19 protein-coding genes are annotated in these 22,972 nt (G+C 48.0%); 2 read left to right on the forward strand and 17 right to left on the reverse strand.

Annotation, left to right across the window (positions count from 1 at the left end):
- Positions 1-26: 26 nt before the first annotated feature.
- The 9 genes from ACUUHJ_RS24315 to ACUUHJ_RS24355 all read right to left on the reverse strand — a co-directional run bounded on the left by ACUUHJ_RS24315 (position 27) and on the right by ACUUHJ_RS24355 (position 11,036).
- Positions 27-1,058, reverse strand: a complete 1,032-nt coding sequence (locus ACUUHJ_RS24315; RefSeq protein ID WP_472300144.1) for a Cfr family 23S rRNA (adenine(2503)-C(8))-methyltransferase — start codon at positions 1,056-1,058, stop codon at positions 27-29.
- Positions 1,059-1,534: 476 nt separating this feature from the next.
- Positions 1,535-2,989 (reverse strand): PepSY domain-containing protein, encoded by a 1,455-nt coding sequence (locus tag ACUUHJ_RS24320; RefSeq protein ID WP_289674165.1) that lies wholly within the window; start codon positions 2,987-2,989, stop codon positions 1,535-1,537.
- Between the two features lie 610 nt (positions 2,990-3,599).
- On the reverse strand, positions 3,600-3,995 hold the full coding sequence (locus ACUUHJ_RS24325; RefSeq protein ID WP_472300145.1) for a nucleoside deaminase: 396 nt from the start codon (positions 3,993-3,995) through the stop codon (positions 3,600-3,602).
- 27 nt (positions 3,996-4,022) lie between these two features.
- Entirely contained in the window at positions 4,023-4,973 is a 951-nt protein-coding gene (gene arcC, locus ACUUHJ_RS24330; RefSeq protein ID WP_472300146.1) for a carbamate kinase, read from the reverse strand.
- Between the two features lie 18 nt (positions 4,974-4,991).
- Entirely contained in the window at positions 4,992-6,473 is a 1,482-nt protein-coding gene (locus ACUUHJ_RS24335) for a cytosine permease (protein WP_289678141.1), read from the reverse strand.
- A gap of 78 nt (positions 6,474-6,551) precedes the next feature.
- On the reverse strand, positions 6,552-7,979 hold the full coding sequence (locus ACUUHJ_RS24340) for a YlbE family protein (protein WP_289674167.1): 1,428 nt from the start codon (positions 7,977-7,979) through the stop codon (positions 6,552-6,554).
- A 2-nt stretch (positions 7,980-7,981) separates the two neighbouring features.
- Positions 7,982-9,526, reverse strand: coding sequence for an acyl-CoA synthetase FdrA (gene fdrA / locus ACUUHJ_RS24345; RefSeq protein ID WP_472300148.1), 1,545 nt, complete (start codon positions 9,524-9,526; stop codon positions 7,982-7,984).
- The gene (locus ACUUHJ_RS24350; protein WP_289674169.1) at positions 9,508-10,419 is read right to left on the reverse strand and encodes an oxamate carbamoyltransferase subunit AllH family protein; all 912 of its coding nucleotides are present in this window, start codon (positions 10,417-10,419) and stop codon (positions 9,508-9,510) included. The genes fdrA and ACUUHJ_RS24350 overlap by 19 nt, the downstream gene beginning before the upstream one ends.
- Positions 10,420-10,427: 8 nt before the next feature.
- Entirely contained in the window at positions 10,428-11,036 is a 609-nt protein-coding gene (locus ACUUHJ_RS24355) for an ankyrin repeat domain-containing protein (protein WP_064202704.1), read from the reverse strand.
- 216 nt (positions 11,037-11,252) lie between these two features.
- Between ACUUHJ_RS24355 and ACUUHJ_RS24360 the strand changes: the two genes are divergently transcribed.
- Positions 11,253-12,947: a PucR family transcriptional regulator gene (locus tag ACUUHJ_RS24360; protein WP_289674170.1), complete on the forward strand. Its 1,695-nt coding sequence runs from the start codon at positions 11,253-11,255 to the stop codon at positions 12,945-12,947.
- 306 nt (positions 12,948-13,253) lie between these two features.
- Here the strand turns inward: ACUUHJ_RS24360 and ACUUHJ_RS24365 are convergent.
- The 4 genes from ACUUHJ_RS24365 to ACUUHJ_RS24380 form a co-directional block, all read right to left on the reverse strand.
- Positions 13,254-14,584, reverse strand: a protein-coding gene (locus ACUUHJ_RS24365) for an IS1182 family transposase (protein WP_289678025.1) whose coding sequence is annotated in 2 segments (ribosomal slippage) — positions 13,254-14,044 and positions 14,044-14,584 — 1,332 coding nt in all. Because the reading frame shifts where the segments join, the coding sequence is not laid out codon by codon here.
- 164 nt (positions 14,585-14,748) lie between these two features.
- Entirely contained in the window at positions 14,749-15,363 is a 615-nt protein-coding gene (locus ACUUHJ_RS24370) for a PH domain-containing protein (RefSeq protein WP_087345853.1), read from the reverse strand.
- Between the two features lie 168 nt (positions 15,364-15,531).
- On the reverse strand, positions 15,532-16,089 hold the full coding sequence (locus ACUUHJ_RS24375; RefSeq protein ID WP_173627155.1) for a nitroreductase family protein: 558 nt from the start codon (positions 16,087-16,089) through the stop codon (positions 15,532-15,534).
- Between the two features lie 64 nt (positions 16,090-16,153).
- A complete protein-coding gene (locus tag ACUUHJ_RS24380) occupies positions 16,154-16,414 on the reverse strand; it encodes a hypothetical protein (RefSeq protein WP_289674173.1) in 261 nt (86 codons plus the stop codon).
- A 67-nt stretch (positions 16,415-16,481) separates the two neighbouring features.
- Between ACUUHJ_RS24380 and ACUUHJ_RS24385 the strand changes: the two genes are divergently transcribed.
- On the forward strand, positions 16,482-16,862 hold the full coding sequence (locus tag ACUUHJ_RS24385; protein WP_087345846.1) for a RidA family protein: 381 nt from the start codon (positions 16,482-16,484) through the stop codon (positions 16,860-16,862).
- Positions 16,863-16,922: 60 nt separating this feature from the next.
- Here ACUUHJ_RS24385 and ACUUHJ_RS24390 read toward each other — a convergent pair whose 3' ends face one another.
- The 4 genes from ACUUHJ_RS24390 to argH form a co-directional block, all read right to left on the reverse strand.
- Positions 16,923-19,448, reverse strand: coding sequence for an SEL1-like repeat protein (locus ACUUHJ_RS24390; protein ID WP_472300149.1), 2,526 nt, complete (start codon positions 19,446-19,448; stop codon positions 16,923-16,925).
- A gap of 142 nt (positions 19,449-19,590) precedes the next feature.
- Positions 19,591-20,328: a PIG-L deacetylase family protein gene (locus ACUUHJ_RS24395; protein WP_472300150.1), complete on the reverse strand. Its 738-nt coding sequence runs from the start codon at positions 20,326-20,328 to the stop codon at positions 19,591-19,593.
- A 10-nt stretch (positions 20,329-20,338) separates the two neighbouring features.
- Complete coding sequence (locus ACUUHJ_RS24400; protein WP_289674176.1) at positions 20,339-21,355, reverse strand: N-acetylglucosamine kinase; 1,017 nt, start codon at positions 21,353-21,355, stop codon at positions 20,339-20,341.
- Positions 21,355-22,863 (reverse strand): argininosuccinate lyase, encoded by a 1,509-nt coding sequence (gene argH, locus ACUUHJ_RS24405; protein ID WP_087345837.1) that lies wholly within the window; start codon positions 22,861-22,863, stop codon positions 21,355-21,357. Before argH ends, ACUUHJ_RS24400 begins: the two co-directional genes overlap by 1 nt.
- Positions 22,864-22,972 lie beyond the last annotated feature (109 nt).

The raw sequence follows: 22,972 nt of genomic DNA on the forward strand, positions 1-22,972 counted from the left end.
TTTCCATTATGATCCAATATACCACATTATTCAGAACGGTATAACTGACCGCATGCCGCGTTTATGTCCGATCCGAATTGAGTTCGGACCGTGACGCTTATCCCCTTTGACTTCAAGATCCGAACAAACGCTTTAATCCGCGAAGGATCAGATTGCCGATAGCTGTCTGGCGTAACTTCGGTCGAATTGAATGGGATCAGGTTAACGTGATAGAGATGTTCCCAAGATCCCCTTCCCCTTAGCAACTCGGCAACTGCTTCCGCATGCGCTGTCGAGTCATTTACTTCACGAAGAAGAATATACGCGATATATACCTTTCTCCCTGTTTCCCTGATGTGGCGATCCAATGCCATCAGTACGTCGCGGACTGGGAATCGGTCGTTGATCGGCATCAGCTCGCTTCGCTGATCGTCGAACGGTGAATGTAGCGAGAAGGTTAGATTGACCTGGGGAAACTCCCGAGTCAGCTTGTCGATCCCCGGCAACAGGCCGATCGTGGAAATCGTAATTCGTCGGTGTCCTAAACCAAAGAGAGAAGGGTCGGTCAATATCGTCATGGCCTCAAAAATATGCGGGTTGGCGAGCGCCTCCCCCATGCCCATGAATGAGATACTGTCCAAAGAGTGGCCGTTCAAGCGAAAGTACAGCAATTGGTCGGTAATTTCGTCAGCGGTTAGATTTCGTTTCAGACCAATGGTACCGGTAGCACAAAACTTGCACCTGAATCCGCAGCCGCATTGTGTGGAAATACAATACGATTTCCACCCCCGCTCATAAGTAAGTCGTACGGCCTCGACCTGTTCGTCGCCCGGAATCGCAAACAGCACCTTGCTAACCTGTTTCGACGTGAGTTCCTTTACCGGAGCGATACTGCAAACGTTCGGACCAAGTACCCGGTTCAACTCGTCGCGCAAAAATTTGGGTAGGATGGTCATCCGTTCGTATTCACCGATGTTTTGCTTGAAAATGGCGTCCATAATCTGAGCATACCGATACTCGGGCTGCTTGCATTCGGACAGTATTTGCCGCATCGTTTCATATTTCGAGGTTAGTTTCATGTCTTCTCCTTACCGCCGGAGAAACCATATAAAGCAACCGTCAATTGGCACTATGACACATTCATCTACGTGCATCTGTCGATAAATAGGTAAATCTCCGGCAACCGATTTGTTTTTTTGTGAACCGCTTCACACAGTAAGAACCGGTTCACATAATCATCTACAACCTCAATCTCCATCGCTTTCATCCTCCTAGAAATGGCTTATCTCTTGTCAGAATAAAAAAGAGCTACAAGAAAGTTACCTTTCTTGTAGCTCAAAAAATACGGCACATCCAACCCATGCAGGGTATAAAAAGGATATATTTTCTGAGAGAAAAGAATAAGGTAACGATCTTGCCAATAAAGAATAAGACAAATTCTGCTTTATTCTTTAAAAAAGTGGCAAGAATGATTACATTATCCTCTTCATCTCCTATCGTTAATTGTCAGCACGATTTTAACATACCAGTTTCTGCCTGACAACATCCTTGAGTCCTACTCTTCGACCTTACCTGTCAGGGCATTGATATTGCTACCATCAATGGAATAGGCAAGAACCGGTTTGACCAACCTCTTTCCATTACTAAATGGGTAGATGTATAGCAGTTCAGTGGGTTTCTCTAACAAGGCCTTGGCTGCCACATCTATGGAGACAGCCTTCCTCTTATCCGGGAGCTTGGCAGGCCTTTGGTCGAGTTGTTGATGGTACTCGGTGATTTTCCCCGTGACTCCATTCACACCAATACCAATGCTTCGTCCGTATTCCAGCGGAAGTCCCTCAACAGATGGCACAAACTCTACTACATACTCGTGTGGATTCTGCGTATCAGGATTCACCATGTAGTAGAACTCCTTTTCTTCTTGTTTGAGATATGGTTGCAGGAACTGAACAGCTTTTTCAAGAGCCTGCTTTTCCGACAATGTTGGCTTCCCTTTTTTGGGTTCGGCGTTCGAATAGCTTGTAAAACCGATCACAACGCCATCCTTCGTAAACAAAACCTCATTTTCATCAGGGGAAACATAGACTCTCTCCTTCTCGTCTCTGACGCCGTTGAAGGTACTACCCTTCAAGTTGATACCAAACTCGCTTTCATAAATCCGAGTTGCCTCCTGCTCATTCTTCACCTTTACTACCTTTCCACCAGGTGTAAGGGAGATTGGGTTCCACCTCCAGGTTATGTATTGCCGAACAGGGATCAACTCCGCTCCTGTTACTGCGTCCAAATAATGGGAGCCTACAGTGTTGTAGACGAGATCGGTTTTATTTTCACCAAGGATGTACATGAGTTGCAGTTGAGGTGGGATAAAGCGACTGAGCTGATCTTTCTTCATCGCTTGGGCTGGGGGGAGGAAGTCAGCTGGATCGATGTTTGTCAGCGTGTTTTCTCCTCCCGAAACGTGGGTTACCTGTCCCGCACTGTTTACTGACAACCGAAACTCATCGCCAACTACCTCAATACCATTTACATAGCGGCTATAGATGACATCGCCTACCGGAGCTCGCGTTACCTTGTACAGGCTGCGCATTTCACCGATCCACCCCTCCATGAAGGTATCGGCGCTCTTATAGGCCAGCTTGTCATCAGGATTTTCAAGATCCTTGTCATCCAATAAATACGTGAGCAGTTTCCCGGTTTCTGCATGGATATAGGCTCTGGCAAAGAATTCATTATTTTTTTCATAACGGATCTCGTACACAGGCTGCTGGTCTTTCGTTTCCAAGGTAATATATCTTGATGTGTCATCGAGAGCTGCGAAGAGCATTTGCAGCTTTTGCTCCGTTTGTTTTGCCTTTTCGCTAAGCTGATTTTCCTGAAGGTGAGTGGCTGCTTGTTGATTGCCTGTCTGGTTTGCCATGACTGTGCCCGTGGCTGGTGACAGGAGCAGTGTGGCTGTTAGGAGAGCGCTCCTTGCCAGTACAGGATAACGCCTTTGAGAGGTCGAGGTCATACGTGTATCCTCCATCTTTTCTTGACGTTGAAGCTTACACAATAAGACGATATTTGGAAATGATTGTCACATGATAAGAAAACATATCTCACAAAAAAATTTGGTTTGAGTAAACATAGCGGAGGAGAAGAAAAAGCACAGTTCTCTTCGACTCTGACACGCCAGCTGGGGGATTGAGTGTCCGTCTCCACTTCCAAAAGGGGACCGTCGAGCCAAAGCCACCCTACGGGCGGAAGTTTCTCAAGGAAGAAGTGTTCGACAAGCTGGTCCCCTTTTGGAAGTTCCGACTGGGTAGGCGTTGTCAAGGTCTACGAGCTCTGTGCTTTTTCTTCTCACCAGCTTTGTTGGTTCATCGGTACCTTATAAAACGGTAGAATGATCATTGTGATTGTTCTTTCAAGATGTCACAACCGTTATCTCAGAACGAATAACCGCCTATCGAAAGGATACGGGCTTTCGCACACAGCAAACTTATAAATTCCTATACGCTGAAAAAGGGCCCATATAAGGCCCTTTTTTCATGCTCCGAACATCCGTATTTCTTGTCTGCTATTCAGACTTTGTTCAGCCGGTGAAAGTGCGTAAACAACTGATCGCAGTCCTCACGCTTCTAGACCTTGATCATGTTCAAAACACTCTGATCCTTACCGGAAAAATAGTCGCGTAGATGCTTATCCGAAAAACCGTGCTCATGCGCATCCTCCGCAGTCGAGCAGTAATGAACGACCTTGATGCCAGACCAAATGATGGCACCTACGCACATCGGGCAAGGCTCGCATGTCGCGTAAATTTCGTAGCCTGTCAGGTCCATCGTACCGAGCGTCTTGCAAGCTTCACGAATGGCTACCATCTCTGCGTGCTGGGACGGGTCCATATCTGCCATCATGCGATTGCTGCATACAGCGATGATTTCGTTCCCTTTCACGACAGCCGCTCCAAAAGGTCCGCCGAGCTTGTTGTTCATGCCTTCCAGCGTTTTTTCCACTGCTAGCTTCATGTAATCCATAGACTTGCATCCTCCCTTAAGAGGCCTTTATTTTACGATGTGTGTCCCTGCTTTGTTCGTAATCGCATCCTTTAGGCTCTCCGGGTTCGTAATGATCACGCTTGACCCGTTTTTCTCCAAAAAGCTCAGACTTGCCTCAATTTTCGGCAGCATGCTGCCTTTTGCGAAATGCTCTTCACGAACGTATTGCTTCGTTTCCTCTACCGTGATGCGTTCCAGCGCCTTTTGATTCGGCTTGCCGAAGTTAATGCATACCTGTGGAACACCTGTCGTAATGATCAAGGTCTGTGCATCGATTTGTTCTGCCAGCAAGCTGGTGGCAAAATCCTTGTCGATGACAGCATCAATCCCATCGTACGTATTTTCGCCCGATTTCACAACCGGAATACCACCGCCGCCAACAGCGACTACCACATATCCCGCTTCGATCAACGATTCGATTGCGTCTTTTTCCACGATGTCGATTGGCTTAGGGGATGGAACCACTCTTCGGTAGCCGCGACCGGAATCCTCGATAAATACCCAGTCCGGATGCTCTTTGCGCATTTCTTCCGCTTGCTCCAGCGTGAAGAAGGAGCCCACTGGCTTCGTTGGATTTTGGAAGTTCGGATCATCCTTGCTAACTTCCACCTGTGTGATGACGCTGGCAACCTTTTTGTTGATTCCTCTTTTGGCAAATTCGTTGGTGAGTGCCTGCTGGATTTGGTAGCCGATTCCGCCCTGCGTATCCGCCACGCAATTGACTAGCGGGATCGTAGGCATCCCGGACACTTCATTGGCGATTTCGCATCGTTGCAAAGCAAATCCAACCTGCGGTCCGTTGCCGTGAGTAACGACAACGTTGTACCCTTCCTGCACCATATCTGCTATATTTGCTGCCGTTTCACATACGGCTTCATATTGGTCTTGAATCGTGTTGCGACCATTATCCTTAACTAATGAGTTGCCGCCGATAGCAACAATAACGAGTTTTTCCACTGGGCACTTCTCCCTTTGTTAAGATGCTTTTGCAGCTGTTTCACTCTGTGTGATCGTACTTGGTTTGTTCCATTTATAGCACAGCGCATATAAGACGCCGGATATGATCGTCCCGCTAAGGAATGCTGACTTGCTGATGTTTGCCAATAGTGGCACATTTGGCAGGAAAGAGCCGGATAGCGTAATCAAGAAGCTGACGATCAATACGCCGCATGCCACCATATTAAAGCCGTTCTTGAATTCTCCATTTTCACCCGGTTTTACGTAGATCGCAGATAAATCTAGCTTTCTTTTTCTTTCAATGAAGAAACTGACTAGCATGATCCCCGTAATTGGACCGTACATGGAGCCAATAAAGCTATAGAACATATACAGCGCGGCCGTACCATTTACCAGCTTCCAAGGTAAAATGACAGTCCCCAATACAGCTGTCAAGATAGCTGCTGATTTCACTGTAAACATTTTCGGAAGAAGCGCTGTCATTTGCAGTCCAGATGGAAGCAAATTCCCAAATACAACGTAGCTCGTCGAACCTATATTCAGTGCCAGCAACAAGATAATGACGGCAACAGGATTCCCAATTTGATCAATGGCAACGACTACATTAAAGTCTTTGATGCCAAACGCGATTTGCGTCCCAACCAACAATCCTACACACGTAATTCCAAACAAGATGTAGGATGCAATCATTCCAAGCGGCAGACCAATCATCGGAGCTTTCGGGTGTTTTGCCCTTTGCGTAAGGTCTGCGATATTGACAATCGGACCACCCCAGTTCGATACCAAAGCACTTACACACGCGATAAATACAAGCCAATTCTCCATCGGTTTGGCAGGAGCATAAGCAAAGATTGGACCAAATCCGCCAGCAACGCTGATCGCCCAAATCGCTGCACCTACGATGAAAATATAGATGATCGGTGAAGACCATTTACTAAACAGACTGAGAATTTTCATTCCACCTAAAAACAATCCAACAGTAATGACCCAGAGGATCACATAAGACAGCATGGTTGGGAAATCTAATCCGAGAAAATCAAAGCCTGGAACCATACTCTTATAGCCAGGGAATATTTTCTCAAAAATGACATTAAAGGATTGTGCCCCAATAATTGTTTTTGTCCCAAAAAACACAACCCCAGCGATAAGCCCACGACATATAGCAGGAATGATCGAGCCTTTTACACCAAAGGAGCTGCGCAACAGCATCGAATAGCCAATCCCGTATTTCTGTCCTGCATAGCCATTCAACACATAGCCCGCCGAAACAATCAAGGCAGCAATCATGACTGCCCACAAGACTTGCGGAACGGATAATCCGAGGACAAAGAATCCGGCTACCGTCATGTACGACATGAGATTATGCACAGCGCCCATCCACACCGTTACGTAGTTAAAGGTGCCCCAATCTCGATTTTCGGAAATCTTTGGCAAAATATCGTCCGCGTATCCATAGGACTTGAATTCTTCATATGATTCCTTTACGGTTGCCTGTCCCATGTTCATTCACCTTCCTCATTCGACCCAGCTTTCGCACTCTTCTTTTGCTGCGAAAGCTGAGTCACCTAGGATGAAAAGCTATTGGCTAATCGTTTCCGTCACTGCGAGCAATGCCTTTTCAAAAGCTTCCATTGGCGGATAGGTAATACCCGCACCGATCATGCCGATACCTGCGTCTTTGTGCGCGATAGCGGTGTTGATAATCGGCAGGATGCCTGTTTGGATCACCTGACGAATATCGATTCCTGTTGCGACACCTTGGAAGTCTAAGAGTGGAATCGTTACGTTTGGATTTTCTGCTGTCGTGATTTCTTTCATTGTAGTGGAGAAGCCGATCGCTTCTTCAACCGTTCCGCCTACGAGTGCAACAATCGCTGGAGCGGCCGCCATCGCGAAACCACCAATCCCGTATGTTTCGGTGATCGCACTGTCCCCGATATCCAAGCCGGAATCCTCTGGCTTGTAGCCTGCAAACATCGGACCGACTACCTTTTGTGCTGGCCCAGTAAACCAGGTGTTGCCAGCCATACCGCTTACACGGATACCGAACTCAACGCCATTACGCGCCATCGTGGTGACAATCGTGCTATTCTCGATGCCGTGCGCTGCGTCAAGTGCGCATTTGCACAGAGCCATCCATGTCGGGCCAGAGAAGTAATCACTGCTTGCGACGAAGTCGAATACTTCACGCTTCTGTTCTTTTGTGAAATCCGTCTCCAAAATGTACGGAGTCAGCGCTTGAATCAACAGGCTCGTACCTGCGTTGTTGCGGTTGTGGCATTCGTCACCCATGTGCAGCGCTTGCGCCAGCATGAGACGCAGATCGATTTCGCCAGCGATTTTCATTGCATCACGCAGCATTGGTCCCAATACATCGCGCATCCAGTTCAGGCGGGCGATAACACTTTCATCGTTGGCACCCATGCGCAAAATTTTAGCCATTTGCTCACTCAGGTTGGTGTAAGCGACGTTGCCATACGTTTTGTTTTTGACTACATGCATGAACATCGAAGCGGATGTAACACCCGCCATGGAGCCTACGCAGTTGTGTTCGTGGCATGGAGAGAACGTGATTGCGCCAGAAGCAGCTACCTGTTCAGCTTCCTCGATGTCTTTTGCCAAGCCCTCGAATACGATTGCTCCGGTTACAGCACCTTTCATTGAGCCGCACATTTTGTCCCAAGTGATCGGCGGACCTGCGTGCAGAATCGTGGTTTTGGTCATGCCTGGTACCACATTGATCGCTCGGTCGAAGCCAACAAGCATCGGCTGGGAGTTAATGATACGCTCTACCGCCAGCTTGTTTGCCGCAGCGATTTTCTCGGCGACAGCTGCATTTTCCAGTCTGTCGAGGGCGTTGATCAGCTCAGGTTTTCCGCCGCCTGGTGGCTTCCAATCCAGATGAGACGCATTCGCATTTTGCTTGATGATATCGTCTTTAAAAAACTCGATCCCTACGTTGATCGCATGAATTTTCCCGTTAAACAGCTTGTTGATTTTGCTCATGATTATTCCCCTTTCGCAACAAATTCTCTAGCTAGAAGACCTGCGTTCGTGCTGCTGCTCGCAATCGTGACACCCGCATCCATGAGCTTCTTCACTTGCTCATCAAAGTTCGGTGTATCGAGGTCTGTACCCAGCACGTAGCCCAGGATTTCCAGGTGTCTGCCTTCCTTGGCAGCATTCGCTTTTGCTTCCATAATCGCTGGCAGCATCACGCCGACAGGATCTTCGTGAGAACCGAAGCCCAAGATAAAGTCCATCAGAATGACGCCGACGGAAGGATCTTTTGCTTCCTCCAAAAATCTTGCGATGCGCGTGGAAGGATCGATCATCGGGTGCGGCTTGCCATTTGTAAAGTCGTCATCGCCCATGTCGAGGAAAGTGTGAGCCTTGCTCTCATGGATGTTTTTCAGCTTGTAGTCTGCTTTCTTTTGGATATTGCTGTATACGTCTTCATACTTGTCCATCGCGAGGTACATGGCTTCGTCGCACAGCGTACCGCCGCAGAACAGCCCGCGAACGTACTTTTGTTCCGGTGTCAGCTTTGCCCGCACTTCTTCAATCAGCGGCCAGTTGAGTGCGCGCTTGTTAAGCTCATCTTCGTTGGCACCAGCCAGCACAACTGCTTTGATGGCTGCTTCCTTGCTCGTCTTGGCAAAATGTCCGCCCGCTTCCAGAACTGGCGTTTCTTCTCCACCAATGAAGTACACAACCACAGGTTTTTTGCAGCTTTTCACTTGCGCCAACACTTTTTCCTGTACACTTGCTGCTGGTGGCTTGGAAATGAGTACGATGACCTTTGTCGCCTCATCCTCTTCCAGCGCTTTGATTCCGTCGAGCATCATGATGCCGCCGACTTGCTCGGAGAGGTCGCGACCGCCTGTACCAATCAGCTGCGTGATACCGCCGCCGAAGTCGTGAATACGCACGCTCACCTCTTGGCTGCCTGTACCAGATGCACCTACAATCCCGATACTGCCTTTTCTCACAGCGTTTCCGAAGCACAGAGCTACATTGCTGATAATCGCTGTACCGCAGTCAGGCCCCATCATCAAGAGACCTTTTTCGTGCGCGAATTGCTTGAGGGCGATTTCTTCCTCGATGCTTACGTTATCGCTGAACAGCATGACATGCAGATCGTTTTCCAATGCTTTTCTCGCTTCTCTCGCTGCGAATGCACCGTTTACCGAGATGACAGCGAGGTTTGCCTCTGGAATGCTGGCTGCCGCAGAATCAATCGTGGAGTATTTGATCTCCGTTGCAGATTTGCTGCCGCCTTTTTTCTTGAACAGCTCTTCGATGGCGATGAGAGCGCTCTCGCTCAGCTCGTCTGTCGCTGCCTTCACCACGATCATCAAGTCGCTCGTTTTCGCTGCTTCCAGCTCAGGTGTGAGCAAACCGACGTTTTTCAATACCTCTTTATTCATGTCGGTTCCCATCGCGATAACCGCTTGTTCGACACCTTCAATTTGATTCGCTTTTGTAGAGAGAGACATCAGGGATACCGAGTCAAAATACGTGCTTTGCTTGATTACGACTTTGGTAGACATACATTACCTCCAGCTTCTAGATTTCGTTCCAAACCACATAGGATGCCAAGCAGGATATCCGTACCCGACGACGAGCCGATCCCTATGATTTTGTCTAAAGCAGGGACAAGCTCTTTCAAGGAGCCGGATATCATGCATGAAAGTAGGTCATTTAGCGACTCTCTTACTTGTCCATGGGCTGCTTTTTTCAGCGTGATCGCACTGATTTCGTTCGTTAATGCTTGGGACGAACGGACGATTTCATCGAAAAATGGGCATGACAAACAAGAGGAAATGTTTTGCATTTTGTATACACTGCACAATCCCACTAAAAAGTCGTCACCCGATGGTGTTAACCCCGGCCCCAGACCGATAAGACTTATCGCATGCTGAGTAGCTGACTCTATGCGTTTGTTCGCCAGATCGTCGGAAAGCATACCTGCACGCTGGATCAGCATACGGGACATCTCTTTCTCAAACGGACTGGCAGGTTGGGAGGACATCTTCATGCCCCCCGTCTTGCCGTATTCGTCTACGTAGTTTTTCGTGAACGCCACATTTCGGCGCAATACTTCTACGTCTTCTATATCACAAGGATAGGAAGGAAGGACCCCTTCCCACTTTGCTGCTTGCTGAATCCATATTCGCAAATCCGCTCCGATAACGAGCGTGCCATCTTCCGTGATGACCGGAGCATTAACGGGCAGCTCCAGCTCTGAAAAGCCTTTTACATCAATAATGAGCGTGTTCGGTGCATTGTCTAGCTGATGGTTGCCAATGGTGTACAATTCCCCGTTTTCGTTGCAAATCAGATTGATCGTGCGCTCAAAAGTACTGTGTACGGTCCCGCTAAAGTTTGCTCGTGCCAAACGCTCAAGGAAACCAGCATCGCCAGACAACGCCTGGATGTACATGGGACGCTTTACTTTGCTCCTGCTTCCAGCAAGATGTTTTCGATCTCGGTGTAGCCTTTTCTTCTCGCAAGCTCAAGCGGTGTTACGCCGTATTTATCTACCATGTGCACATTGCAGCCATGCTCAATCAACAGCTTGATGATCGTTTGCTGCTTTTCACCGCCATCACCTAAGATGATCGCTTCGATGAGTGGTGTCCAGCCCACAAAGTTCGTATGGTTTACATTGATGTCAGTCGTCGTTACGAGCTCACGTACGATGTCCACATGACCTTTTTCGGACGCTGGGGTAATCCCTACGCCACCAAAACGAGTCAACAGCTCCAGGTTTGTTCCTGCCTTGATCATCATTTTGACGAGCTCGAGCTTGCCGTTGATGCAACCGAACAAGAACGGGTTGAAGCATGTCTCATCCTGCAAATCTACATCTGCACCTGCTTCTACCAAAAACGATACCGCTTCCAATTTGTCGTTCATCGCAGCAGTCAGAATCGCTGTACGCTTTTGTCTGTTTCTTGCGTTAATATCTACGCCCTGCTCCAGATGCTTTTTCAGTGCTTCGATATTCCCCTCAGCCGCTGCCTCGAGAAATGCTTGTACTACGCTTTTGTCTGTCATAGTAAGCCCTCCATGATCTCGTGATTGAACAACCCGCCAAGATTGGCTCGGTGCTTGCTCTTTTAAAAAACAATTAGACAAGCACCACGTACTTCCATCATTATTTTAGACAGGGTGGATGGAATCGTCATTGTGTATGGAAACTAAAAAAATCGAGGTTCACTTGTGCACATTGCACAATTACAGGAATCCCTTTGTGGCAAAGGAGTGAACAAGGTGCTGACCATCAAAGATTTGCTTACCATTCAATCCATAGACGGCATCAAAATCATTGCGGGAGAGCAAGGCATTAACAACGTCATTTCCATCGTCAATATCATGGAGAACCCGGATGCTTTTGACTGGCTGTCTTCTAATGAATTACTGCTCTCCACCGGATATATTTTCAAGGACAATCCCGATCTGCAAAATACAATCATCAAGGAATTGGCGGAGATCAACTGCTCCGGGCTCTGCATTAAGATGCATCGCTATTTCGATCAAATCCCGCAAAACATGATTGATCATGCCAACAAGTACGGTCTCCCGCTTTTGGCCCTGCCTTTTGAATACACGCTGTCGAAAGTGATTGCCATTATTAATGAAAAAGCCTCTGGTCGCTACGATTTGTTGAACCGCAAAACATTGGACATGCATAACGCCCTGTTTCGCATTGCGCTTGAAGGTGGCGGACTGGATCGCATCGCCTCCGAGCTGTCTGAGACGATCAACAACCCGATCCTTATACTGGACCAGGACTGGCATCTGCTTCATTACACGGAAATCTGGCACAATCCGATTCCGCTTGACTCCTGCCTGACCTTAAGCAAAAACAGGCCTGTTTTTACCCGTGACTTCACGGAGTCCGTTCCGCGAAATATTAGCCAGATCAAAAAGTCGATCAAGCGTATCTACCATGCGAAGGATTATGAAATTAAATGCAGGATTCTACCCGTTGCTGTAGCCAATCACATCTATGGATACATCGTCGTCTGGCAAACCGTTTGGGAGCTTACCGAATTTGACTACATCGTGTTGGAGCAGGCATCCACAATCGTGGCGCTGGAGCGGATCAAGGCGAGGGAAATCGAGGAAGTGAAGCTGAAGATCAGGCAAGACTTTTTCGATGACTTGCTCACAGGTAAAATTACGTCCTCTGACTCGCTGCAAACCTTATGTGATTTGCACGGACTGCAATCAAGCTACATGTATTTTTGTATGGTCATGAATATCGAGCCGATTGAGCTGGAAAATTTGGAGGATATCATCGATCGCAAATACGAGCTGGATCGGATCGCAAAAAAATGTGTCGACCTCGTCTATGACAATTCGAGTAAAGCTCCTGGGGAAATCACCTGCTTTTATCGGAACAATCGGATCATTATCCTCATCGGACAGAATGATCAAAAACCTGTGGTGTCTGCAAGTGAAGCCAAGCAATTCGCGAATGAGCTGTACAGCGCTCTCGTGGACAAAATCAAGAAAACCTTGTTCTTTATTGGGGTCGGACGTCAGTATAAAAACATCGCTTCGCTGCACAAGAGCTTTACCGAAGCACATGAAGCGATCCGCCTGATGCAAAAGTTCAACAGCAAGGGCGACGTCTCTCATTTCGATGATTACTCCGTCTATCATTTCCTGGGTTCCAACATTAAGGACATTGAACTGGAAGACTTCTTTTTGAAGCGTCTGGGGAAGCTGTACGAGCATGATCAAGAGTTCGGTACGAGCCTCATGGTGACCTTGGACAATTACTTTCTGTACAATCAAAACGTCAGTGAAGCGGCGAAAGCGATGTTCATTCACCGCAATACGTTTATTTACCGGATCGAGAAAATCAAGGAGATTTTGAACATGGATTTGAAAAACTCGGAGGAGCTGCTTCAAATCCAGCTGGCGCTCAAGATCGGCAAGCTTTTGCACAAGGAGTAACGCTCGAAAGAGCGCTGTCTTCCTGCTACTGTGGTCGGGAGGAAGGCGTGCCACATGTTTTCCAGTCGCCTTTTTCCTCACTTTGTTCGGGCGGTCTCCTTTCAAACATGTGACACACCTTCCCGTACAGCTGTTTGGGTGGCTCGTTTTAAACTACTCGTAAGGAGTAAGGGCTTGTCGAAGATTTCGCTTAAAATACAAAAAGAGCCTCTTTGAAAGAGGCTCAGACTGAAGAGAAACCCCCTTTTGGGGGATTTCTTTTGGTATTGTTCCAGCACGAAGTGCTGAAAAAAGGATAGCCTGCACCTAACTTGCTTTCGCTAGGTGTAGTGCTATCCTTTTAATGTTTTGTACTGTTGCTGTCATCAATACTTGCTCTTGGACATTTTCGCGTCCGCGTAACCTACAATAGCGAAGCCCATGCAGTTCTTTAGCATCTGCAAAGCTTCGCTCTATGGTTTGGTATCTTAATCTATATAAATATTTCCCCGATTTACTTAAACGGTTCTGTCGAACCCATTCCTTACTCTCTTCCCAAACGTGCCTGCTTATCACCTTTTGGTGATTTTTAGATCGGGTACACTCAGTAAGCCTTGGACAAGTTTTACATATTTCTTTATTGGACTTATACATCCTGTATCCGTTTCGATCGGTAGTCGAATAAGTAAGCGTATGTTTTTGAGGGCATGTGTACACATCACACTCCGGATCATATTTAAAGCGCCATTTAGCAAAAAGACCTTTAACAGGTGTAAAGGAACGATGACCGATGACAGCAAATACATTTATAGCGTGAAGTGCCTTGCAGATTGGAGTAGTTAAATAACCAGCATCTAATGCAATAGCTTCAATTGTATCCTGAAACCCAAACTTCTCGATTTGGAGATTCAGCCTATCTATGTAAGGAACGGAATCATGGACATTACCAGCAGTGACATGGACATCGGTAATAATATTGTACTTATGATCGACAGTCCGGTGATCGAGATAGAAAAAGCCTTCGGGCTTGCTGTCTCGAACCATGTAGCCACTTTCCGGATCCGTGGTACTCACCTTGATTTCCTTTTCTTCCTTCACACCCTCTCTAGGCTTCAATCCTTTTTTCCATGTACCTCACGGTCTTCATTAATTGCTACCTCTAAATCTTTGAGATAGGCACGACTCGTTTTCTCGATGACATGCTTCTTAAATTTTCGTTTATTCGCATTTGCTTTAAGATGTGTGGAATCACTTATCAATACACGGCCAGCGACCATTCGATGCTGAATCGCCAAGCGCACAATTTCATCAAAAATCTCCTGAAAAACATTTGTATTTTTAAAACGGGTTCGACGATTCCAACTGATTGTTGTGTGATCTGGAACTCGATCTGTTAAAGAAAGGCCAAGAAACCAACGATAGGCGATATTAGTCTGGATTTCTTTTTCGAGCTGCCTCTCTGAGCGGATACCGTAAAGGTATCCAATGAAAATCATTTTAAATAAAACAATAGGATCAATGGAAGGTCTACCGTTATCCTCGCAATAATATTGACGTACTTTTTCCCGGATGAAGGAGAAATCTATATGTTTCTGGATGACTCTTAATAAATGGTCTTCTGGGACCAATTCATCAAGGCACACAAATTCGTAATGCATTTGCGGATTTTTATCATTGGAGGTAAGCACAATTATCACCTACTATAAAATGTAATTATAAGAATTATAACAAATTAACGCGGTGTCGTATTAAAACTAAGTGAAATAAAAATGGCTGTCGACTTTCTCGACAGCCTGAGCCTCTTTGAAAGAGGCTCTTTTTGTTAGTTATGAATATATTTTTCAAAGACTTTACCAAAATCTTTGACGACATACTTGTATCGGATGTCCTCCAGCCAATCGAAGGTGTATTGGTTGATGGACTTGAATTGTGAAGCTACGTCTGCTTGCTGGCCAGTTACGCGACCCAGTGTGCTTTGGGCGACGTGGAGGCTTTCTTTTGCATGTTGGAGCGCAAGTTCGTTATCGTGCATAGTCGAGGCGATCTTCACAAGTGCTTTGTAGAGGTCTTTTAATTCCTCCAAATGCTTTTTGTTTACATCGATCGAGTAGTGCTCATTGCCCATCGTGAACTTGATTTCCACATCCAAATCGACGGTTCCGGCTGTTTCCAGATACACGTTAGAGATCGGGTGTGTGTGGTAGGAATAGCGGCGCAGCATGCGTTTTTTACTGGTGGCACTCGTTCCATCCAGGTGAACTAGTCCCAGATTGGTGAAGCAATACTCGTCGGACTTTGATTTGATCAAAAAATAGATTTTCTCATGGTCCTCATGCATGATGTAATCATCAGCGTCCACCTTGTCGTAATCCGCTGGTTTTACCACAATTCCCACATTGCTCAAGCCGAGCGCGTCTGCTGCAAGCTTTCCAAACATTAATGAAACAACTCCCCTCGATATGTACGGTGTAACCTTTACCATTTATACGTGCGTGGGGAGGCTTAGTTGCAAACAACTACTGTGCTTCATCAAGTTTTTTGAGGAGGCCTGCGAGAACATCACCGATCAGCATGATCAGACTTCTCAAAAAAGCCAGCTGGAGCATTACAGCCAGGTTGTCTTTTCTTCCGCTGCTACCCGACTTGTCTCCGGAGCATCTGCCTCGGGATAGCCAATGAACAGCGTGCCTACGACCTTTTTATTTTCAGGCGATCCGAGGAATTGCAGCAAGCGCTCGTCGCGAACCAAGCCGACTCCTCTCGTGCGCCATACCATGCCCAGTCCCAGTTCCTTCGCTGCCAGCCACATGGAATGAATCGCGCAGCAAACCGCGTATTCATTATCCTCTGAGGATGCTTCATCCCCTGGGATCACATCAGCAGTGGCAACAATGACGAGCGGTGTTTTTTCCAGAACAGCCAAGGAATCCTGCACGAGATTCGGCTTGGTCGGAAAACGCTCCAGCAAAAATTCCTTCGCGATTTCCTCGAACCGTAGCTTCGCTTCCCCTCTGATCACGTAAAAATGCCACGGTTGACGCAAGCGGTCGTTCGGGGCTAGCACTGCGCAATCTAGCAACGCTTGGATTTTTTCGGTTTCTACTTCTTTTGGAATATAATTACGTACGGCTCTTCTGTTTTTGAGTGCCTCTAGTACGGACATGCTGGTTCCTCCTCGGTTTACCATTTTCATTCGAATCCCAATTATTATATCGTATAGGCACCCATCAACGGGAATGAATCGCTAAATGTGCCAGGTGTTCGTCTTCTTTTGCCACGTAAATATCATATTGCTTATGATCTTGTTCTTGGGGCAACATCCCCATTTCTCCCCCTAAATGACGAAGCGCATGAGAATGAATGCGTGTGCGAAAACGAATGCCATGAGCACTTAGCTTGTTTACCACGTGTATGTATCCTTCATGACCAAACGCAGTGTGGATCAAGCACTTGTACTTGGAAAAAAGGGTGAGAAAAAAATCCATCATCCGCTCCACTCCCCTTCTTTTTTGTAGTATATTCCTATTATTGCGGAAAAGAGAGGGGCATTCTCCTATGAATCGAAAGAAAGTGTTCACGGGTTCGCCTTGGGAACCTGTCGTGGGCTATTGCCGTGCAATTCGAGTCGGCGACCGTATTGAAGTAGCTGGCACTACTGCCATGAAGGACGGGGAAGTCGTTGGTTTGGACGATGCCTATGAACAAACGCGGTTTATCCTGGAGACGATTGAAAAAGCATTGCGAGAACTAGATGCTGATTTGTCTCATGTGGTAAGAACGCGGATGTTTGTAACGGATATCAGCAAGTGGGAAGAGATCGGAAAAGCACATGGAGAGTTTTTCCGCGAGATTCAGCCAGTCGCTACGATGGTTGAGGTCAAGGCATTGATCGACCCGCGTCTGCTCGTTGAAATTGAAGTGGAAGCCATTGTTTAGCATGCTGGTTAGTTGGAAGCGGACCGACGACTTTTCCTGTCGATCCGCTTTTTGCTTTTTCTACGATTGTGTGAGCTCCTCAGGGATATCAAGACCTGCCTTTTCTGCTTCTTCGAGGTGATGTTTCGCCAGAAGCTCGTCCTCATATTGTGCTTCGTTCCGGTAAATTCTTGCCAGTTCGATATGCGCATGCGGGTAATCTCTTTCCAAAGCAGCATGAAAATATGTGATGGCGGCGTCGATATTTTTGGCTGTACCATACCCATTACTGTAGAAAATCCCCAAATTATAGGCACTGAAATCGCTGCCTGCTTCGTAATCCTGCTGATAATAATGCAGCGCCTTTTCATAATTCCCTTTTGAATCATGCAAATAGCCAAGCCAATCAAAAACCGGAGAGCCTAATACCTCTCCCTGTTCATAATGCCAGAGAGCTTTGTCCAAATCTTGCGACACCAGCTCCCCGTCATAATAGGTGGCGCCAAGATTGTTGTGAGCCAGCGCATGACCGTGTTCTGCCGCCTTGCCCATCCAGTACATAGCCTGATCAGCATCAGGCTCCGTGCCTATCCCGTGTCGATAGCAACAGCCTAATCCATTCATAGCATGGTGGTTGCCTGCCGCAGCCCCTAATCCATACCAGTAAAAAGCTTTATCAGCATCCTCGAAGCCTTCTAGACTGTAGTAAATATGAGCAAGGTTGTTCATGGAGGGGGCATAGCCCTTTTCAGCAGCAAGCGTATCGTACAGAATGGCTTTCTCATAATCACCTGCTTCATACGCTTCCATGCCCAGGTTGTACAACGTTTCTACCGGCGTGTACTGATCTATGCTGTCACCATCGGATTGCTCCCCTTTGGCATAGGCCAGCAGTCGCTTGCGAACCTCGGCATCAAAATAATAGCTGTAATAACGATCTTCGATTTCCTCCAGCACGAGCGTTTTATCTGCCCTCGACAGCCCGTACTCGCTTACTAAATAAACGTCGTGGCCCTTGAAGGCATAAGCAAAACCCTCGACCAGTGCCTTTTTCACCACCAGATCGAATTCGAAATCACTCCATCGCTTTTCCGGCGATAAGGCAATGCTCCATAATCCATTTCTCTTCAAAGCATACGCATCCTGATGCAGCCAAAAAATGTTCTCATAACCGTCTAAGGGGAATAACCACGCTGGTTGATCGGCATCCCCATGAAAAACACCTAGCTTTCCATCTTTTTTCGCCAGCACCTGATTGCCCTGTCCAGCCTCCGTATACACCTGTAAATCAATCAGTTCATCATATTCGTACGGCAGCAAAAGGCTCTCCTGCTGTTTGCCATAAGCGGCGTACTTTTTCCCCTTGCGCAGAACGAGCAGATTCGGAAAATGGGTTTGCCGATTCAATTTATCGAAGCCGGATGCGCCGATAGTGCCGTCTTTTTTGTACAAGGTGCTATGATTTGCATCCTTGTGTGGTTTGACGAGGATAAGCCCTTCGTCAATCTGTTCCACCGCCGCCAGAGGGAATTCCCCGACGTATTTCCAATATTCGTTAAAGATTTTCCGATTCTTCCTACCTTTGACCGCCGTATGGTAAAAGCCGTCCCCACACTTGAAAGCTTCTTCATGCTCAAAATCTATCGTTACAGAACCAGCTCCCCCCAGCACACCCCATTTTCCGTCTTTCTTTGCCGTATAAAATCCTTGGTAATCAAGCAGTTCTAACTCTTCATAGTGGGTAGGGACAATCGTTTGGCCTTCCAGATTGATCAGACCATATCGACCGTTTCGTTTGACAATGGCACAAGCAGAGCCGTATTCAAAATCGTAGGCATCCTCCCACTCCAACGGAATGACGATTCTCCCGGATTTATGTACATAGCCGTATTTACCATCTCGGGCAACCACGGCCAGATCTTCGGAAGCGAAATCGTAAAAGGCATCGAACTGAGGGGCGAGCAATACGTTTCCCTCTGCGTCTTTGAGACCAAGCAAGCCAGCTTCCTCAAAAATCTCCACGTCAGGTTGCTCTTCATAAGGCTGCCAGATGTGTCCCCAGCCGTATTGGTAGTCCTCATAATTGAGCAGCTCGGCAAAAGAACGAAAGCCCGGGTTCACGTCCATCAATTCGGAGTAGTTCAGCAGTGAGATGTCATCGTTGTCCATTGCCTTTGTCATGATCTCGTTGTTATGGGCAATATTGGCGCGCAGGGTTTCCGCCTGCTCGTCATGAGGGATGTCATCCATATTGAATACGTCCCAGGCATCGATGTGAAAATACGGAAGCGTTCGTTTTTCCAGATAGCTGAAAAGCTGATTTCTCGCTTCCGAAAATGCTTCTTTGTTACCGATTAACCCTTCCTGTCTCTCCAGGAAGTTGTAAAACCGCTTCACGTTTTCGATGCCTGCCTGCGCGTCGTAATAGAGTCCAGAATTGTCCGGTTCGGTATGGTTGTTGTAATTGTTTCCGGCGATTATACCACCTTCTATGAAGAGCGGCTGCAAGAGTAGTGGGACTTCATAGCCCCATTCCACCATCATCGTGTCGTTGTCTTGCGCTTGAGAAGGCTCACTGACGTTATATACATAGACTCTGTGTGACATGTCTTCTCTCCCTTTGATTTCCAATTGCTTCTGACAACATTGTAAACAAATCTAGCAGGACAAAACAATCCGACGGATGGGCTATCCAATGAAAAAGGCTGACTAGCAAAAATCATGCTGGTCAGCCCTTTCTACTTTTTAGTTACAGATCAATGAGAGGAATACTCCCACCCACACTAACGGGCTCGATCGCCTTGCCCGCCGACCGCACCAATGTAAAGTACTCATAGCAGCCAATGACACCAAAGTCCCCATCGATCACACCCGGATAAGCGCGATTCACGGAATACTCCTGACTTAAGTGAGCCTTCAGCGCCTCTCCTTTTTGTATCCGATAGCCCGAAATATCGACCTTGCCTGTAATCGGAACCGCTGGCTTTGGACCATGATCCGGGCAATGATCGTAGTAGTGTGGGATCGAAACATAGTATAGATCAGGATATTCTGACGGGGTCATGCTCGCTTCCGCTTGTTCGACCGCTCGCGTCGTTGCCTCACACGTGACGATATGATCGGGATGACCCGTTACCCCGTCCGGCGGAAACGTAACAACGACATTCGGCTTCCATTCTTCTATCGCTTTCCGAATCTTACCCACCAGCTCATTCAGATCGGCATTTTGCAAGGAACCATCCGGGTACCGGAACAAGTCGAGACGACTGATTCCCAGCACTTCCGCCGCTGTTTTCAGCTCTAGCTCTCGATGTTTTGCCAGCTTTTCTCTGCAATCGATATCGAATGGACCGCTGCGTCCTTTGCAGCCGGAGGTAATGCACAAATAACACGTTTCATGTCCGGCGTCCTTGCACTTTGCCAACGTTCCCCCGCAGGCAAAAGACTCATCGTCCGGGTGGGGGAAAACGACCATTACTTTTTTCATTTCTGGCACCTCACTTACCGCCCGATTGGCGTTCTAGATAAGCCAATCCTTTTGCTATGACACCGTAAATCGGATCGTTTTGCGCATTTTCGATGACGACCTGAGAAGCGTACTCTCGGACGCGCTCTACGACGATCTCTCTAACGCGATCATCGTTTTGCAAAACGCCTCCCTGCATAATCATCTGAAACGGCTTGGCTTTCATTTGCAACGTATCAATGACCGCCCGAGCAGCATCGAAAAGCTCTTCGCCTGCGACCTGCAAGATAGCCACTGCCACCTTATCTCCGGCGAGTGCAGCCTGGCTGACTAGCGGCGATAGCTCTCCTACCTTCTCGACGGAATAATGCTCACTATATGTCCAGTTAAATAACTCATCTACGCGTCCCAGTCCCACGTGCGGGAGAAGCAACTCCTTCAATGCGGTCGGCTCACCGCGGCCATCTGCTGCTTTTAATACCGCCATAATCGCTTGCTTGCCGATCCAGTAGCCGCTCCCCTCGTCACCGACCCGATGCCCCCAGCCTCCTGCTCGTGCCGTTTCCTGTTCCTCGTTTACACCAAAGGCAATCGAGCCAGTGCCTGCGATGACCAGAATGCCGGGGCTGCCTCCGGTCGCACCGAGCAAGGCCGCAAACCCGTCGTTTTCCACAATCAGCTGCTGGACACGAATACCAAGCTGGTGCAGTACCTTGCTCACCATCCGCGAGATCACCTGTCGATCATACTCCGTGTCCAGGCCAGCGATCCCGAACACCGCGTACTCGATTTCCCATTCGATTGGTCCATCCGGTGTCGGAGTGCCGCTCATAAAGGGAGCAACGGTCTGACGAGCGATTGCATCGGCCAGAGCTTGGCTGATCGCTGCAACCAACTCACGAGCTGCCGCTTCCTCCCCGATCCCTTGATAATTGCATGAACCGGAGCGTCCTGCACCGATTTCATTTCTGGAGCGGTCCACCAGTACCGCCAGACACTTGGTGCCCCCTCCGTCCACTGCCAGAAGAGGTATTCGCACCACTGCCATTACCCCACACTCCATTCAGCTGTCATCTGATCAAGCCCTTTCATCACATTCGCATTCGCCTGTTTTTTCTGTGTCAGCCATTCTGTTTCCTGCTGAAGTACCGCTTGGCGAACGGCGATCATGCGCTTCATTTCCTCTGGATTTGGTCCACCTGGAAGCTTGCGGATCATTACAAAATGAACGGGGTCAAGCGCCAGTCTGAGCTCTTCTGCTGTGAGCGACAGCTCCCGCCCGATTACTTCCACGGCTGCACGGTTTACCAGCTCCAAGCTGATTTGGTTTGCAGCGAGCTGCTCGCTCATCGCTTCTTTTACCACACGACTCACGATGTGATGAGATTTGCGGAACGAAAGCTGATCCGTGCGCACCAATGTATCCGCGAGCTCGGTGACGGTCGCAAAGCTGCCCTTTGCCCGCTCCAAAAGGACGTCCTTGTTCACTTCCATCGTCCCCACAACGCTCGCCATCAAGCGATACATCTGTTCGAGCACGCCCATGCTCCGCCACGCGTATGGCTGCATGTCATCCTCGGTATCCACGATATCGCCAAAAGGCGTATTGTGCATCATCGTAAGCACTGTCGTCGCATTGCCTGCCGCACTGGACAACAGCGAGCGCATATGCTCAAAGGAAACCGGATTGCGCTTTTGCGGCATGATGGAGCTGATCTGCACGTATGGACTTGCGACTTTTAACCCCGCGAATTCCTGTGTGCACCAGAGCAGCATATCTTGAACCGTACGCCCCAAATTAATGGCTGCTAATTGTACAGCTGTCGCTACTTCCCCTAAATAATCCGCGCCGCAGACTGCATCATAAGAATTTTCCACCAACTCATCAAATCCGAGCAATTCGCGCATCCGCTCCCGGCTGATCGCAAAGCCAGAAGTCGTCAATGCCGCTGCCCCCATGGGTGAGCGATTGACTGTGTGATAGGCTTGAATCAGTCGCTTGATATCACGGCTGAGCATGTCAGTAGCCGCCATGATGTAATGCGCCATTGTCGTCGGCTGTGCCTGCTGTGTATGTGTGTAGCCAATCATAATCGTATCCACATGCTCATTTGCAAAGAGGAGCAAATGCTCTTTCAGATAGAGGGCAGAAGTCAAGGTCACCAACAATTTTTCGCGCAGCACCATGCGGTATATGGTAATCCCCATATCATTGCGGCTGCGAGCCAGATGCAGATTTCCTGCCACATCAGGAGCCAGTTCCAGCAAACGGCTCTCTACCTGAAAGAACAAATCTTCAAACTGCCCGGTGTAATGCGATTGGCGCAGCTCTTCCATTTCGATCCCACACAGTGCACCAGCAATTCTTTTGGCCTCATCGTCGGTGAGCAATTCTTGTTCACGAAGCATGATCAAATGTGCCTTGTTGATCGCCATCATCGGATGCAACAAATGGTGCTTTGCTTCATTAAATGCAGGCTCCAAAACCGCCTCCACGTATGTCTTGCCAGGGAAACTGGCTCCCTCCTGTTGAAAAATTCGCTCTCTGTAATTCATCTTTCTTGCATCTCCTTCCCTACCCATTCGTAAGCTGCTTCTATTTTTGCGTCTGATCTTCTTTTGGGAGGGAGGCGACCGCCTGAACGATCGCCTTCCCTTCTACTAT

The organism is Brevibacillus schisleri, from assembly GCF_055685845.1.

Coding starts and splice junctions, on each gene's coding strand:
- ACUUHJ_RS24315 (WP_472300144.1), bottom strand. CDS start 1,058: ATGAAACTAACCTCGAAATATGAAACGATGCGGCAAATACTGTCCGAA.
- ACUUHJ_RS24320 (WP_289674165.1), bottom strand. CDS start 2,989: ATGACCTCGACCTCTCAAAGGCGTTATCCTGTACTGGCAAGGAGCGCT.
- ACUUHJ_RS24325 (WP_472300145.1), bottom strand. CDS start 3,995: ATGGATTACATGAAGCTAGCAGTGGAAAAAACGCTGGAAGGCATGAAC.
- ACUUHJ_RS24335 (WP_289678141.1), bottom strand. CDS start 6,473: ATGGGACAGGCAACCGTAAAGGAATCATATGAAGAATTCAAGTCCTAT.
- ACUUHJ_RS24340 (WP_289674167.1), bottom strand. CDS start 7,979: ATGAGCAAAATCAACAAGCTGTTTAACGGGAAAATTCATGCGATCAAC.
- fdrA (WP_472300148.1), bottom strand. CDS start 9,526: ATGTCTACCAAAGTCGTAATCAAGCAAAGCACGTATTTTGACTCGGTA.
- ACUUHJ_RS24350 (WP_289674169.1), bottom strand. CDS start 10,419: ATGTACATCCAGGCGTTGTCTGGCGATGCTGGTTTCCTTGAGCGTTTG.
- ACUUHJ_RS24355 (WP_064202704.1), bottom strand. CDS start 11,036: ATGACAGACAAAAGCGTAGTACAAGCATTTCTCGAGGCAGCGGCTGAG.
- ACUUHJ_RS24370 (WP_087345853.1), bottom strand. CDS start 15,363: ATGTTTGGAAAGCTTGCAGCAGACGCGCTCGGCTTGAGCAATGTGGGA.
- ACUUHJ_RS24375 (WP_173627155.1), bottom strand. CDS start 16,089: ATGTCCGTACTAGAGGCACTCAAAAACAGAAGAGCCGTACGTAATTAT.
- ACUUHJ_RS24380 (WP_289674173.1), bottom strand. CDS start 16,414: ATGATGGATTTTTTTCTCACCCTTTTTTCCAAGTACAAGTGCTTGATC.
- ACUUHJ_RS24385 (WP_087345846.1), top strand. CDS start 16,482: ATGAATCGAAAGAAAGTGTTCACGGGTTCGCCTTGGGAACCTGTCGTG.
- ACUUHJ_RS24390 (WP_472300149.1), bottom strand. CDS start 19,448: ATGTCACACAGAGTCTATGTATATAACGTCAGTGAGCCTTCTCAAGCG.
- ACUUHJ_RS24395 (WP_472300150.1), bottom strand. CDS start 20,328: ATGAAAAAAGTAATGGTCGTTTTCCCCCACCCGGACGATGAGTCTTTT.
- ACUUHJ_RS24400 (WP_289674176.1), bottom strand. CDS start 21,355: ATGGCAGTGGTGCGAATACCTCTTCTGGCAGTGGACGGAGGGGGCACC.
- argH (WP_087345837.1), bottom strand. CDS start 22,863: ATGAATTACAGAGAGCGAATTTTTCAACAGGAGGGAGCCAGTTTCCCT.